Source organism: Halobaculum roseum (assembly GCF_019880245.1).
Lineage (GTDB): Archaea > Halobacteriota > Halobacteria > Halobacteriales > Haloferacaceae > Halobaculum > Halobaculum roseum.
The window spans coordinates 2,396,399-2,410,362 of the sequence record NZ_CP082286.1 but is presented as its reverse complement, the minus strand read 5'-3'; the positions used below and the strand labels follow the sequence as shown (position 1 = coordinate 2,410,362).

General features: G+C 69.8%; 13 protein-coding genes. 6 read left to right on the top strand and 7 right to left on the bottom strand.

Going from position 1 to position 13,964, the window contains the following annotated elements:
* Positions 1 to 55: 55 nt before the first annotated feature.
* Entirely contained in the window at positions 56 to 373 is a 318-nt protein-coding gene (locus K6T36_RS12225) for a hypothetical protein (protein WP_222921525.1), read from the bottom strand.
* Positions 370 to 2,820 (bottom strand): penicillin acylase family protein, encoded by a 2,451-nt coding sequence (locus K6T36_RS12220; RefSeq protein ID WP_222921524.1) that lies wholly within the window; start codon positions 2,818 to 2,820, stop codon positions 370 to 372. The genes K6T36_RS12225 and K6T36_RS12220 overlap by 4 nt, the downstream gene beginning before the upstream one ends.
* A gap of 91 nt (positions 2,821 to 2,911) precedes the next feature.
* Between K6T36_RS12220 and K6T36_RS12215 the strand changes: the two genes are divergently transcribed.
* The 3 genes from K6T36_RS12215 to thsB all read left to right on the top strand — a co-directional run bounded on the left by K6T36_RS12215 (position 2,912) and on the right by thsB (position 5,405).
* Positions 2,912 to 3,088 carry a hypothetical protein gene (locus tag K6T36_RS12215; protein WP_222921523.1) on the top strand — a complete coding sequence of 59 codons (177 nt, stop codon included), beginning with the start codon at positions 2,912 to 2,914 and terminating at the stop codon, positions 3,086 to 3,088.
* 55 nt (positions 3,089 to 3,143) lie between these two features.
* On the top strand, positions 3,144 to 3,551 hold the full coding sequence (locus tag K6T36_RS12210) for a DUF7383 domain-containing protein (protein WP_222921522.1): 408 nt from the start codon (positions 3,144 to 3,146) through the stop codon (positions 3,549 to 3,551).
* Between the two features lie 210 nt (positions 3,552 to 3,761).
* Entirely contained in the window at positions 3,762 to 5,405 is a 1,644-nt protein-coding gene (gene thsB, locus K6T36_RS12205) for a thermosome subunit beta (protein ID WP_222923449.1), read from the top strand.
* Between the two features lie 139 nt (positions 5,406 to 5,544).
* Here the strand turns inward: thsB and K6T36_RS12200 are convergent, their stop codons facing one another.
* Both K6T36_RS12200 and K6T36_RS12195 read right to left on the bottom strand, forming a co-directional pair.
* Positions 5,545 to 6,054 carry a hypothetical protein gene (locus tag K6T36_RS12200; protein WP_222921521.1) on the bottom strand — a complete coding sequence of 170 codons (510 nt, stop codon included), beginning with the start codon at positions 6,052 to 6,054 and terminating at the stop codon, positions 5,545 to 5,547.
* A gap of 178 nt (positions 6,055 to 6,232) precedes the next feature.
* Positions 6,233 to 6,535 carry a hypothetical protein gene (locus K6T36_RS12195; protein WP_222921520.1) on the bottom strand — a complete coding sequence of 101 codons (303 nt, stop codon included), beginning with the start codon at positions 6,533 to 6,535 and terminating at the stop codon, positions 6,233 to 6,235.
* A 251-nt stretch (positions 6,536 to 6,786) separates the two neighbouring features.
* Between K6T36_RS12195 and K6T36_RS12190 the strand changes: the two genes are divergently transcribed.
* Positions 6,787 to 7,779, top strand: coding sequence for an ornithine cyclodeaminase family protein (locus tag K6T36_RS12190; protein WP_222921519.1), 993 nt, complete (start codon positions 6,787 to 6,789; stop codon positions 7,777 to 7,779).
* A gap of 22 nt (positions 7,780 to 7,801) precedes the next feature.
* Here K6T36_RS12190 and K6T36_RS12185 read toward each other — a convergent pair whose 3' ends face one another.
* Positions 7,802 to 8,059 (bottom strand): DUF7535 family protein, encoded by a 258-nt coding sequence (locus K6T36_RS12185; RefSeq protein WP_225935119.1) that lies wholly within the window; start codon positions 8,057 to 8,059, stop codon positions 7,802 to 7,804.
* Positions 8,060 to 8,167: 108 nt separating this feature from the next.
* On the opposite strand from K6T36_RS12185, the gene K6T36_RS12180 reads away from it, so the two are divergent.
* Positions 8,168 to 9,436, top strand: a complete 1,269-nt coding sequence (locus K6T36_RS12180; RefSeq protein WP_222921518.1) for an ATP-binding protein — start codon at positions 8,168 to 8,170, stop codon at positions 9,434 to 9,436.
* Positions 9,437 to 9,530: 94 nt separating this feature from the next.
* On the opposite strand, the gene K6T36_RS12175 is transcribed toward K6T36_RS12180, so the two are convergent.
* Positions 9,531 to 10,127 (bottom strand): hypothetical protein, encoded by a 597-nt coding sequence (locus K6T36_RS12175; protein ID WP_222606826.1) that lies wholly within the window; start codon positions 10,125 to 10,127, stop codon positions 9,531 to 9,533.
* 471 nt (positions 10,128 to 10,598) lie between these two features.
* Positions 10,599 to 11,069, bottom strand: coding sequence for a hypothetical protein (locus K6T36_RS12170; protein WP_222921517.1), 471 nt, complete (start codon positions 11,067 to 11,069; stop codon positions 10,599 to 10,601).
* 142 nt (positions 11,070 to 11,211) lie between these two features.
* On the opposite strand from K6T36_RS12170, the gene leuS reads away from it, so the two are divergent.
* Positions 11,212 to 13,911 (top strand): leucine--tRNA ligase, encoded by a 2,700-nt coding sequence (gene leuS, locus K6T36_RS12165; protein ID WP_222921516.1) that lies wholly within the window; start codon positions 11,212 to 11,214, stop codon positions 13,909 to 13,911.
* Positions 13,912 to 13,964 lie beyond the last annotated feature (53 nt).

Below are 13,964 nucleotides of genomic sequence, written 5' to 3'. Positions count from 1 at the left end.
GACGAAGACACGGTGAGCCGGGCGAAGCCGTGACGCGAGGACCGCCTGTCAGCCCCTACACTACGCCGCGAGCGAGGCCGCCGACGGCACCCCCCACGACGGCGACGCCGACCGCGACGCCGAGCGGTTGCGTCATCGCGAGCGCCACGTCGAGTCCGCCTGCCAGCGACAGCGACGCCGCGGTCGCCGCGAGCGCGAGGAGGCCGAAGCCGACGCCGGCGGCGACGCCCCGGGCCGTCGTCCGCTGCGGGAGCGCGACCAGCGCCGCGCCCGCGACGAGGCCGATCCAGTGAACCGACGCGAGACCGAGACCGGCGATCAGCGCCAGCGCCGTCGCGATCCAGCGCGTCGGGCGGTCGCCTGCGGCGGTCACTCGTCGTCACCTCCGGCGAACCGGACCGCGAGGTCGCCGCGCATCTCCCGGTCCATCGGCTTGTACTCGCCGTCCGCCCAGCGACGCAACTGGCCGTCGTAGTCGTCGGCGTAGACGTTCCCGTCGTTGCCCCCGGGGAGGATGCACCGCGATGTCGTGGCGTCCATCGGGCACACCTGTCGCCAACTGCTGCCGGCGCTGGACTCGACGCGGAAGTTGAACAGCGTCGCCGCCGAGCCGTCGATCGGATAGCGCGGGTAGTTGAGGAACGACTGGTCGAACGGGTGATCGATCGCGGTCCGGTTGTAGTCGCCGTAGGTCTCCCAGCCGCCGGCGTCGACCTGTTCGCGTGCCGTCTCGAACGCGTCGGCCGCGGCGCTCGCGCGGTCCGGCTCGAACCACTCGTCGCCGAGCGTCGCGAGCACCCACTGGTTCGGGGCGTACGCGGACGGGTCGCGACGGTCGTCGAGTTCCGAGAGCCCGTCGGCGACGAACCGCCCCTCGTAGGCGTCGAGGAAGCGGACGAACAGCAGCGGCTCCCGGGCGTCGCGCGCTGCCTCGCCGTCCCAATCGAGGACGGCATCGATGTCCGAGCGCGCGTCGCCCGAGAGTTCGCCCCTGGCCTCTTCCAGCACCGGACGAAAGTGGTCGAGCCGACCGTCGCGCACGTCGCGCTGGAGGTCGCGCATGTCGGCGGGAGTCACGTTGCCGCGGTCCACGAGCGCGTCGAGCCGCTCCCATAGGCGGAGCCCCCGGAACGGCTCGCTGTACGCCTCCGCGAGGTAGTACGGGTAGTCCGCGTCGTCGACGACGCGCTGGTTCGCGGTGCCGACGTAGTCGGGGTCGTCGTCGTGGGGCATCTCATCGTACGGGATGAACCCCTCCCACGACGACTCGCCGTACGGCGTGTAGCCGACCCACTCGCCCTCGCGGGCGGAGCCGTCGAACACGCGCGTTCCGGGCACCATCTCGCCGTCGGTTCGCCGGATCGGGACGCGGCCGGTGACCCGGTAGCGGACCGAGCCCTCGCGGTCGGCGTAGACGAAACACTGCGTCGGCTCGCCGAAGTCGCGCAACGCCTCGTCGATGTCCTCGGCGCCTCGCGAGCGGTTGATCCCGAGGATGCCGTTGGTCGCGTTCGTCGCCGAGAGGCCGGTCCACGCGACGCCGAGTTCGCTCCGGAACTCGTCGCCGCCGGCGTCCGCGCCCAGCACCGCGCCGTGGACGGACTTCTTCACCTCGACCTCGCGGTCCGACGCGCCCGCGACCCCGATCGTCCGGGTCTCGGTGTCGAAGGACCGCCAGCGGTCGCCGTGACGGTACTCCGTGCCGTCGTTCCGGGTCTCGTACTCGTAGAAGTCGATCACGTCGCAGCCGGCGTTGGTGAACCCCCACGCCCCGCGGTCGTTCTCGCCGATGATCACGAACGGGACGCCCGGGAAGGTGACCCCCCGGACCTGATAGTCCGGATGACGGAGCACCTGCTCGTACCACACCGGGGGCGCCATCAGCGAGAGGTGCGGGTCGTTCGCCACGATCGGCGCGCCGCCCTCGGTGTGCTCGGCGCCCACCGCCCACGAGTTGGACCCCGCCCACTCCGGGGGCTCGGCGGCCGAGAGCCGGCGGTCGAGTTCGGGGTCGGTCCCGATCGCGGCGCGACTGCTCCCGTCGCGGGCGTCGTTGGTCGCCGGAGGACGCCGTGCTGCATCGCCGTCGGGGACCTCCCAGTCGTCAGTCGCCTCGGCGTGGCCGAGGATCGCCGCGTCGTGGTCCAACCGGTCGGGCATGAGCGCCTCGGCCGCCTCGGCGCCCATCTCCGCCCGGAGCGTCTCCGTGCGGAGCGTCCCAAAGCTCCCGGTGAGCGTCCACGCGATCTGCTTCTCGGCCAGCATCACGTCCGCGGGCGTCCACGGCGCCGGCTCGTAGTCGAGGAGTTCGAACTCCACCGGCGCCGGGAGGTCCTCCCGGGCCCGGTTCACGCCCTCGCAGTACGCCTCGACGAGCGGGGCCGCCTCGGTGTCGCGCACGAGGTCCCACGTGGCGTCGGCGGCGGCCGCGAAGTCCATCCGGACGTGAAAGCGGTCGGACTCGAGCGTCGCCTCGCCGACGACCTCGGAGAGCTGCCCGCGAAGCTGGCGTCGTTGGAGGTCCATCTGGAACAGCCGGTCGGCGCCGTGGGCGTAGCCGGCGGCGAAACACAGCGCTGCCTCCTCGTCCGCCTCGATACGGGGGACCGCCTCGTCGTCGTAGCGGAGAGTCGCCTCGCCGTGGGGGTTCCGGACGCGGGAGGGCGGATCGTCGCTCGCGGCGTCCCACGCCCCGCCCGACAGCGGCGCGAACGTCGAGAGGTAGCCGCGAACCGGACCGAGGGCGCCGCCAGCCGTCGCGCCGCCGGCGACGGCCGCCAACAGCGCCCGCCTCGTGAGATCGCCTGAGCGTTCGGTCACACGCCCCGACGGGCGCGGGCTGTGATAAGTCCCGTCGGTGTGGGCGCCCCGGAAAGATTCATAACCATGGGTGTAGTTGTCACGGTTGTCAATGCCAGACACGAAGCGCGGACGCGAACGGCAGGGGCGCAAGAAGCTCGAGCAGTTGGAGCAACACCTCACCGAGCGAGAGATCGAGACGCTCGACGACGACGACGCGCTTCCGGACTATCCCCCGGAGGACACCGGATCCGATCTGCTGTCCGCGCCACCGCAGGAAGCGGAGTGACCGCGGGACTGCGCGAAGAGCCGTCTTTTTGCCGCGCGGTCGCCAACTGCGGCCGATGACCGAACGCGCGACGTACGCCACCGTCTACCTCGGCGCACAGCTCTCGCCGACGGATTCGGAGCTGGATCTCGACTGGGCCGACGGCGCCGGCGATCGGACCGACGATCACGAGTTCGAGGTGTCGACCGACGACCCCCGCGAGGCGTACCTCGAGATCCAGGCGTTCGACGTCGCGGAGTACGGCCACGAGGTGCTCGTGAACGGCGAGCCGCTGTCGGGGTTCGACATCCCGCCGAACGAGGGATGGCAGCTGTGGACCGACACCGTGACAGGCGCCGACCTCCGCGAGGGCACGAACACGCTCGCGGTCTCGCGCGACACCGACACCGACGACGCGTTCGCCGTCGGGACGGTCCGCGTCCACTGGAAGGAACCCGTCGACGCCGCCGACGATAGTATATAAACCACGCTTCCTGACCCGACGGATCGGTCGGATGTTTTACGGAGATTGTCACCAGTTGGCACGGAACATAGGTCCGTAGTCGTGCGGTTCTCTCGATTGGCCGAGCCGAGCGCGCGGTGAACCGCAACCACAGTCGAACCAAGGTTTTATGTAGAATCACAACCTCACTGACTCCCGTACATGAGCCAGCGACGAATGCAGGGACAGCCCATGATCATCATGGGTGAGGACTCCCAGCGGGTGAAGGACAAGGACGCGCAGGAATACAACATCTCCGCGGCGCGTGCCGTAGCCGAGGCCGTTCGTTCGACGCTCGGCCCGAAAGGGATGGACAAGATGCTCGTCGACTCGATGGGCGACGTGACCATCACGAACGACGGGGTCACCATCCTCCAGACGATGGACATCGACAACCCGACGGCCGAGATGATCGTCGAGGTCGCCGAGACCCAGGAGGACGAGGCCGGCGACGGGACGACGACGGCCGTCGCCATCGCGGGCGAGCTCCTCAAGAACGCCGAGGACCTCCTCGAACAGGAGATCCACCCGACGGCGATCATCAAGGGCTTCCACCTCGCCAGCGAGCAGGCCCGCGCCGAGGTCGACGAGGTCGCGACCGCCGTCGACCCCGACGACGAGGAGCTGATCACGAAGGTCGCCGAGACCTCGATGACCGGCAAGGGTGCGGAGCTGGAGAAGGAGGTCCTCGCGGACCTCATCTACCGCGCCGTCAAGCAGGTCACCGTCGAAGCCGACGACGGCTCCCACGTGGTCGACCTGGAGAACGTCGCGATGGAGACCCAGACCGGGCGCTCGGCCGGCGAGTCCGAGCTCCTGCAGGGCGCGGTCGTCGACAAGGACCCGCTCCACGACGACATGCCCTCGGAAGTCGAGGACGCGAACGTCCTCCTGCTCAACGACCCCATCGAGGTCGAGGAGGCCGACGTGGACACGCAGGTGTCCATCGACTCGCCCGACCAGCTCCAGCAGTTCCTCGACCAGGAGGAGGACCAGCTCAAGCAGAAGGTCCAGCAGATCAAGGAGACGGGCGCGAACGTCGTCTTCTGTCAGAAGGGCGTCGACGACCTCGCCCAGCACTACCTCGCGAAGGAGGGCATCCTCGCGGCCCGCCGCGTGAAGAAGTCCGACCTGGGCTTCCTCAAGAACATCCTCGGCGGCAACATCGTCTCGGATCTGGACTCCGCGACCGCCGACGACCTCGGCCGCGGCTCGGTGTCGCGTGACGACGCCGACGAGCTGTTCTACGTCGAGGGCGGCGCGGACGCCCACGGCGTCACGCTGCTGCTGCGCGGCTCGACCGACCACGTCGTCGACGAGCTGGAGCGCGGCGTCCAGGACGCGCTGGACGTCGTCTCCACGGCCGTCTCGGACGGCCGCATCGTCGCCGGCGGCGGCGCCATCGAGGTCGAGTTGGCCTCCCGCCTCCGCGACTTCGCCGACTCCGTCGAGGGTCGCGAGCAGCTCGCCGTCGAGGCGTTCGCCGACGCGCTGGAACTGGTCCCGCGCGTCCTCGCCGAGAACGCCGGGCTCGACTCCATCGACACGCTGGTCGACCTGCGCGCCGCTCACGAGGCGGGCGACGAGACCGCCGGCCTGAACGTGTTCTCCAGCGAGATCGAGGACACCTTCGAGTCGGGCGTCGTCGAGACGGCCCACGCCAAGGAACAGGCGCTCTCCAGCGCCACCGAGGCCGCGAACCTCGTCCTCAAGATCGACGACATCATCGCCGCGGGCGACCTGTCCACCGGCGGCAACGACGACGAGGAGGGCGGCGCGCCCGGCGGCGGCATGGGCGGTATGGGCGGCATGGGCGGTATGGGCGGCGCGATGTGAATTCGGGTACGGCCTAACTACACTCACGCGCGCACCCGACCGCCGAACCGCTTTCGACCGAACCTTCGACTTCTTTCGACGCCGCGACCCACCAGCGACGGCGCCGTCGTCGTTCGGCCCCGCGACGATGACCGCGGGATCAACAGATCGCGTAGTACGGGTACAGTTCCCCGTCCGGCGTGATCTCGACGTACACGTTCCCGTAGCACTTCGACGTCTCGATCGTGACCGACTCGGTCGCGTTCAGCGCGGTCGCCTCGACGGTGAACCGTTCGATCCCGTCGGGGTTCGCGTCGGCGGTGTCGTAGACGGCCTGTTCCCCGCCCGCGGCGACATCGTAGGTCCCCTCGTGGACGGTCTCGTTCGTCGCCTCGCGGACGACCGTCACCTGAACCGTCACACTCCGATTCCACTCGTTCGCCACGGTGACGGAGTGGCTGGCGTCCGGCTGTTCTGAGGCGTACTCCGTCCCTGGCGGCGTGTACGTCGGCGTCTCGTCGGGCGGCGTCGGCGACGCTGTCGGGGTCGGCGAGGCCGTCGGCGTGCCGTCGGCGGTCGGGTCCGTTCCCGGCGCCGGACCCCCGAGACAGCCGGCCGTGACGATCACGACGACGAGCAGGGCCGCCAGCGGACTCGATCTGGAGGGCATACCACGCCGTCGTACAGCACAGCCCGGAAAGTGTCTTCTGGAGGGACAAACGGTCGTCTGACCGTATCGACGTCCGCGAAAACGAGGTCAGGCCGCGTGAGGGCCGGGCGGGTCAGCGAACAGTTTCCACACGTTACGCGTCCGCGGCGTCGTCGGTACCGTCGTCAGCACCGTCGCCCTACGCGTCCGCGGCGTCGTCGGTACCGTCGTCAGCACCGTCGCCCGCGTCGCCGCCGGCGATGCCGGAGACGGCCTCGCCGAGGTTCTCGACGTTACCGTCGATGAACGAGCTGATCTGGTCGTGGATGTCGCCCACGAAGTCCGGGACGGGATCGGGCAGTTCCGAGGGCGGGCCGGCCTGGCCGACCGCGCCGTCGTTCGAGCCCGCGTCCGCGGGGGCGTTCCCCGGGGCCGCGGCGGCGACACCGGTCACTGCGAGCAATGCCGCGAGTGCGATCGCGGCGAGTTTGGTTCGGCTCATGTTGCGCTCGTCCTTGTGGCCTCCGGGGTAAAGAGGGGTGCAGACCGGAAAGCCGAATTCGGGCGTTTCGGCCCTCGATAAGCCCGATTAAGTCGGCTTAATGCGAGAGATGCCGTCACCGCCGGGGTTCGGCGCAGGAGCCACCGTCGCCGCCGTCGCGATCCCCCGTCGTTGACCCGACGCGCGCGGTGTCCCCGGGACCCCGACGCCGTACCGGTGGCTTCTAATCGGCCCGCGCAATTCTTGCGAGCATGAAGACGCTGCTGCTCAACAGCGACGACGTGCACGAGAACGCCGCGATGGACGAGCTCGTGCCCGCCATCGAGGACGCGTTCGCCGCCTACCAGCGCGGGGACGCGCAGATGCCCCCCAAGAGCTACATCGACCTCCCGACGTACAACGGCGACTTCCGGTCGATGCCCGCCTACCTCGACGCCGGCGAGTGGGACGCGGCGGGCGTGAAGTGGGTCAACGTCCACACCGACAACGAGGAGCAGTACGACCTCCCGACGGTGATGGGGACGATGATCTACTCGGACCCGAAGAACGCCTTCCCGCTGGCGATCCTCGACGGCACGGAGCTGACGATGAAGCGCACGGGCGCGGCCGCCGCCGTCGCCACCGACCACCTCGCGGTCGCGGACGCCTCCTCGCTGGGGATCGTCGGCGCGGGCGCCCAGTCGTACACCCAACTGGAGGCCATCTCCGCCGTCCGCGACATCGAGGAGGTCGTCATCTCCGACCTCTCGGAGGAGCGCGTCGCCCGCTTTATCGACGCGTTCGAGGACCGCTTCGACGTGCGCGCCGGCTCCGTCGAGGAGGCCGCCGCCTGCGACGTGCTCTCGACGGTGACGCCCGTCGAGGATCCCATCGTCTCGCGCGAGGCCGTCGGCGACCACACCCACATCAACGCGATGGGCGCCGACGCCGAGGGGAAACACGAACTCGCCGACGAGGTGTTGCTGGACGCGAAACTCGTCATCGACGACTACGAGCAGACGACCCACTCGGGGGAGATCAACGTCCCCTACGCGGCGGGCGTCCTCGGCGACGACGACATCTACGGACAGATCGGCGAGATCGTCGTGGGCGAGAAGGACGGCCGAGTCGCGAGCGACGGGATCACGGTCTTCGACTCCACGGGGCTCGCGATCCAGGACGTCGCGGCGGCCCACGTCGTCTACGAGCACGCGGACGAGCGCGACAACGGCTACGCGTTCGACCTGCTCGGCCTCGCCGAGTAGCGGTCCGCCGACTCGCTCCGGATCAGATCTCCTCCGCGTCGGCGTCGTCCGATCCCGTGATCGCGTCGATCCCCTTGCTCACGAGCCAGACGATGGCGACGAACGGGAGCAGCGGGAACAACAGCGCCAGCATGCCGATGAAGACAGCCCACCCGATCGCGTTCATCTCGTCGTCCGAACGCGAGCGATACCCCGGGGTAACCGTGCGGTAGGCCGTCGTCAACGGACCCGGGTCGGCTCCCTCCGCGGACTCCTCTGCGGTGTCGATGTCCGTACCCATGTGCGTTGATAGGCTCGCTGACAGGATACCTGTTACGGGGCGCGGTGTCGGAGGTGACCGGCGCCGCGCCCCTGAAGGCTTATGTCTGTGTCGTCGGTTCCTCCGCTCATGCCGGACCGTGACGCGCCGATCGCGCCGACAGTCGACGGGTTCGAACTCCCCGTCACCGAGGTGTTGACCGGCCGCGGGGCGGTGTTCGGGAAGAGCGGGTCCGGAAAGAGCAACACCGTCACCGTGATCCTGGAGGAGCTGCTCGAGCGCGACCTCGGCTGTCTGGTCGTCGACTCCGACGGGGAGTACTTCGGCCTCAAGGAGTCGTACGAGGTCGTTCGCGCCGGCGACGGCGACGACTGCGACGTTCGCGTCGGCCCGGGGGACGCGGAAGCGCTCGCGCGACTCGCGCTGGACGAGTCGGTTCCGGTCGTTCTGGACCTCTCGGGGTACCTCGACGGCGACGTCGTCGATGCCCTCGTGGAGGAGACCCTGAAGCACCTCTTTCACCTGGAGAACGAGCGGAAACAGCCCTTCCTCGTGGTGCTGGAGGAGGCCCACGAGTACGTCCCGCAGTCGGGACGCTCCGACGACCTCGCGGAGACGGTCATCCGGGTGGCGAAGCGCGGTCGCAAGCGCGGCCTCGGGATGCTCGCGGTGAGTCAGCGACCCGCGGCCGTGGACAAGGACTTCATCACCCAGTGCAACTGGCTCGTCTGGCACCGCCTCACCTGGAACAACGACGTGGAGGTCGTGCGCAAGCACCTCGACGCGTCGTACGCGAACCGCATCGAGTCGCTCGACGCCGGCGAGGCGTTCGTCGTCGGCGACTGGGCCGACGGGGTCCACGAGGTCCGGTTCCGCCGCAAGGAGACGTACGACGCCGGGGCGACCCCGGGGTTCGAGTCGACCGACCCGCCGGAGTTGCGACCCCTCCCGCCGGGACTCCTCGACGGGATCGGCGGCGACGCCGACCCGGAGCGATCCGGGGCGGGAACCGATCCCGGATCGGACACGGACGCGGGCACGGGCACGGTCACACCCGAGACGGACGACTCGGGGGCGACCACCCGGACTGGCGGCACCCGGGACGCTGACGCGGGCGACACCGGCCGTTCCGGATCGAGAACGACGAGCGAGCGGGACGACATCGTTTGGGAGGCCGGGCAGCTGGTGACCTACCTCATTCGAGTCGGCTATCGCGGCTCCCGGACGGCGCTTCGACGGCTGTCGGCGACGACGGCGCGGACGACGCGTCGCGTCGGCACCGCCACGGCCGCCGGTCTCCGGTCCGACGACGACCGTCGAGTGTCGACCGACCCCCAGGTGGTCGTCCTCCTGCTGCTCGTCGCGTTGGCGATCGTCGTGGGCGTCTGGCTCGTCTGAGTCCGGGCGGGGCACGCCGGTCGGAGACGACCAGCGATCGCGGGATCCGGCACCGATCCTCGGAACCCCGCCGAGCGACGCCGGCGGGACGGACTCACTCGAGGCCGATGTGCCGGTATCGACGGAACAGGTAGACCGGTCCGGAGACGGCCGAGGCCGTCGTCATCCCGACGATCGCGGCGCCCGCCAGCGCCGGGACCGTCAGTGACCCGGGCGAGAGCCCCCCGCCGGCGGCCAGCAGGACCGCCGTCGACACGGTGCCGCCGCCCGCGACGTACGGGAGCGCCGTCGGCTGCCACGTCGAGCCCTCGCCCGACACGGTCCGGGCGTCGGCCACCATGAAGTAGGTCCCCGTGCCGGCCGTCAGGACGAAGAACACGCCCGCGCTCGCGGCGACCTGCGGGCCGTACGCCGGCGGCAACCCGGCGAAGACGTCCGCGGCGATGGCGACGAGGAGAACGGTCCCGAGCAGCGTCGGGACGTAGAGGAACCACCAGGGGCTCGCGAACAGCGAGGGGTCGCCACGGAGGTCCTCCTCGACGACGTCCACGTCCCTCGCGGTCAACTGCCCGTCCTCCGGGATCACAACGCGCGGTCGTCCCTCCTCGATCCTGACCTCGATCCTGTCGTTCAACGCTCCGGTCACGATCCGCTCCTCGCCGGAGTCGTCGCTGATCCGTATCTCTCCCATCAGGGCGGCACCCCCGGCGCCGCCGCTGTGGCGGGGCGGTCGCGGCGGACGCTGGCGGCGACCGCGTCCGTCCGGGTCCGTCTCGTTCGTGTGTGAACGTCTGTCATGTGTTGGCACGTCCGTCATCGGTTGAACGCGGTGACACCGGTCCGCGCGAGCCGCCGAAGCAGCGTTCCCACTGGGGAAACGTTTATCCGCTTCGGAAGAGAACGTTCGGTTGTCCTACGACCTCCGTTCTCCGTGCAGTTGTCCTCTGTAGCGACTCGCAGGTCGGCGGGAGCCGGTATTAGTCTTGTGACGAGCCACAGGTTCGATCCGCGGATCGGGTTCGATCAGCTTCGTCTGCAGTGATTTCGGGGTTTTCAGGTATCGGAAGGGATCGGTGCCAGCGAGACGACCCCCTCGCTTGCGGCGTATCTCTCCCCCCGCCACGGCGCCGCGGCTGCGACCCGATCGCTCCGGCGACCGCGATCACTCCGACGACTTCGATCGCTCCGGCGACTCCGAGCCCGCGAGGAACGGATCCCCGATCAGTTCGCGCCAGTGGGTGACGAGCCAGAAGCCCACGCCGGTCACGATCATCCCCGCGGACAGGAAGTAGATCACCAGGTGGGAGCCGAACACGGCCGCCGGGGACCGAACCGCGTAGACGACGCCCTCGGCGCCGAGGCCGAACAGCACGAACGCCACCGCCCCGAACCCGAGCCCGGAGAACAGCACCGTCCTCGCGTCGGCGCCGTACCGGGAGAACAGGTAGATCGCGGCGACGAACGTCACCGCGAACGCGAGCGTGTACAGCGGGAGTCTCGACCCAGTGTCGGTGACGCTGCCCCGAAGCAGTCCGAGGATCCCGACGAACGCGGCGGTCAACACCGCCGTGAACGACAACACGACGCCCCCCGCCCGGATCCATCGACGACCGCTCACAGGACCCCTCGCCATGAGGTGGGGTGAGAGGCGACCGAGAAAAAGCCTCCGTCGGTGCCGGACCGCGGGAGGACGTTCGCATGTCACGTGCTGGCAACTACCGCCGTGTTCGATGGAAAGGTATAGGGGCGGAAGCGGCCGAACGAGGAAGTAAGAAATGTCCGAGGAGGGTTACGACCACGCGGCGGTCGAACGACGCTGGCAGGAGGCGTGGGCGGAGGCCGACGCCTACCGGACGCCGGACGACGCCGAGGACCCGACGTACGTGCTGGGGATGTTCCCGTACCCGTCGGGGAAGCTCCACATGGGCCACGTCCGCAACTACACCATCACGGACGCGTACGCCCGCTACCGGCGGATGCAGGGCGAGGACGTGCTCCACCCGATGGGGTGGGACTCCTTCGGGCTGCCCGCCGAGAACGCCGCCAAGGAGCGCGACTCGAACCCCCGCGACTGGACGATGGACTGCATCGAGACCATGCGCGGGCAGATGGAGGCGATGGGCTTCGGCTACGACTGGGAGCGGGAGATCACCACCTGCGAGCCGGAGTACTACCGCTGGAACCAGTGGCTGTTCCAGCAGTTCCACGAGGAGGGGCTGGTCGAGCGTCGCGCCGCCGAGGTCAACTGGTGTCCCTCCTGTGAGACGGTACTGGCCGACGAGCAGGTCGAGGGCGAGGAGGAACGCTGCTGGCGCTGTGACACGCTGGTCGAACAGCGCGAGCTGGACCAGTGGACGCTGGGTATCACCGAGTACGCCGACGAGCTGCGTTCGGCCATCGACGACCTGGAGGGGTGGCCCGACAGCGTCCGCGAGATGCAGCGCAACTGGATCGGCAAGCAGGAGGGCTCCCGCGTCGAGTTCGACATCGGGAACCACGGGCCGGTCGAGGCGTTCACCACCCGACTGGACACCATCTACGGCGCGACGTTCTTCGCGCTGGCCCCGGACCACCCCATCTCCGAGGAGCTGGCCGCCGAGGACGACGAGGTCGCCCACTTCATCGAGGAGGTGGCCGACCCCGACGGCGACGAGCCCAACGGCGTCGAGACGGATCTGACCGCCACCAACCCCGCGACCGGCGAGGAGGTGCCCGTCTTCGTCGCCGACTTCGTCCTCTCGGACGTGGGGACGGGCGCGCTGATGGGCGTCCCCGGCCACGACGAGCGCGACCACGCGTTCGCCGAGCGCATGGGCGTCGACATCGTCCCCGTCGTCGCGCCCGATCCGGAGGAGGACGGCGACGGCGACGCCGAGCCGGAGGCGCCTGACGTGAGCGAGGGCGCCTACACCGAGGACGGCGTGCTGGTCAACAGCGGCGAGTACGACGGGCTGACGAGCGCCGAGGCGCGCGAGGCGCTGACCGAGGACATCGACTCCGCGGCGTTCCACACCCAGTACCGCCTGCGCGACTGGCTGATCTCCCGCCAGCGCTACTGGGGCACCCCGATCCCGGTGATCCACTGCGACGACTGCGGCCCCGTGATGGTCCCCGAGGAGGACCTGCCGGTCGAGCTGCCGGAGTTCGTCAACACGACGGGGAACCCGCTGGACGAGGCTCACGAGTGGAAACACACGACCTGTCCCGACTGCGGCGCCGACGCGGTGCGGGAGACGGACACGATGGACACGTTCGTCGACTCCTCGTGGTACTTCCTGCGCTACGTCTCGCCGGACCTGGACGACGCGCCGTTCGACGCCGAGCGCGCGAACGACTGGATGCCCGTCGACCAGTACGTCGGCGGGCTGGAGCACGCGGTGATGCACCTGCTGTACGCGCGGTTCGCCACGAAGGCCATCGCGGACATGGACATGCTGGAGCACCGCGAGCCGTTCACGAACCTGCTGGGGCAGGGGATGGTGCAGCTGGAGGGCGAGAAGATGTCCAAGTCGAAGGGCAACACCGTCTCCCCGCAGCGCATCGTCGACGAGTACGGCGCCGACACCGCCCGGCTGTTCATGATGCAGGCGGCCCGCCCGGACACGGCGTTCGACTGGTCCGAGGAGGGCGTCAAGTCGACCCACCGGTTCCTGGGGCGGCTGGCCGACACCGTGCGCTCGTTCGCCGGGGGCGACGCAGGCGGCGTCGACGCGGGCGGCGCCGGCGGGGACGACGACGCCGATCCGGCCGCGCGGTACGTCCGCTCGGAGGTCGACGCCGCGGTCGCCGTCGCCACCGAGAACTTCGACGACCTGGGCTTCGACCTGGCGACGCGGGAGGCCCAGCAGCTGGTCGGCACGCTGCGCAGCTACCGTGCGTACGTCGACGAGGTGCACGCGACGACGTTCGAGCGCGGGCTGACGGTCGCGCTGAAGCTGCTGGCGCCGGTCGCGCCGCACCTGACCGAGGAGCTGTACGCGGAGCTGACCGACGAGGACGAGGGCATGCTGGTCGAGGCCGACTGGCCGACCGCCGATGTCGACACCGACGAGGCCGAAAAGCGCCGCCAGCTGGTCGAGAACACCCGCGAGGACGTCCGCAACATCGTCGACGTGGCGGGCATCGACGACCCCGAGCGAATCGACGTGGTCGTCGCCCCCGAGTGGAAACACGAGGCGCTGGCGATCGCGATCGACAGCGACGCCGACAACCTGGTCGGCGAGTTGATGCAGACGCCCGAGATCCAGCGCCACGGTTCCGCGGCGTCCGACTACGCCAAGGACCTGCAGGCCGAGCGCGAGGCGCTGCGTCCCGCGCTGGCGCCCGACCGCGAGCACGAGGCGCTGGAGGCCGCCGCGTGGCTGATCGAGCGTGAGTTCGAGTCCCCGGTTCGAGTGCTGTCGGCCGAGGAGGCCGACGACGCGGTCGCGAACAAGGCCGAGCCGGGCCGCCCGGCGATCGACATCGCGGAGTAGGGAGGCGCCGCGGGCGAGACCTCGCACGGAGCCGGTCCCGCGCCTCGCGGTCC

Bases quoted from the DNA above. Each gene is read 5' to 3' on its own strand.
- K6T36_RS12185 (WP_225935119.1), bottom strand. From the start codon at position 8,059: ATGGGTACGGACATCGACACCGCAGAGGAGTCCGCGGAGGGAGCCGAC.
- leuS (WP_222921516.1), top strand. From the start codon at position 11,212: ATGTCCGAGGAGGGTTACGACCACGCGGCGGTCGAACGACGCTGGCAG.
- K6T36_RS12210 (WP_222921522.1), top strand. From the start codon at position 3,144: ATGACCGAACGCGCGACGTACGCCACCGTCTACCTCGGCGCACAGCTC.
- K6T36_RS12195 (WP_222921520.1), bottom strand. From the start codon at position 6,535: ATGAGCCGAACCAAACTCGCCGCGATCGCACTCGCGGCATTGCTCGCA.
- thsB (WP_222923449.1), top strand. From the start codon at position 3,762: ATGATCATCATGGGTGAGGACTCCCAGCGGGTGAAGGACAAGGACGCG.
- K6T36_RS12215 (WP_222921523.1), top strand. From the start codon at position 2,912: ATGCCAGACACGAAGCGCGGACGCGAACGGCAGGGGCGCAAGAAGCTC.
- K6T36_RS12190 (WP_222921519.1), top strand. From the start codon at position 6,787: ATGAAGACGCTGCTGCTCAACAGCGACGACGTGCACGAGAACGCCGCG.
- K6T36_RS12175 (WP_222606826.1), bottom strand. From the start codon at position 10,127: ATGGGAGAGATACGGATCAGCGACGACTCCGGCGAGGAGCGGATCGTG.
- K6T36_RS12200 (WP_222921521.1), bottom strand. From the start codon at position 6,054: ATGCCCTCCAGATCGAGTCCGCTGGCGGCCCTGCTCGTCGTCGTGATC.
- K6T36_RS12170 (WP_222921517.1), bottom strand. From the start codon at position 11,069: ATGGCGAGGGGTCCTGTGAGCGGTCGTCGATGGATCCGGGCGGGGGGC.
- K6T36_RS12180 (WP_222921518.1), top strand. From the start codon at position 8,168: ATGCCGGACCGTGACGCGCCGATCGCGCCGACAGTCGACGGGTTCGAA.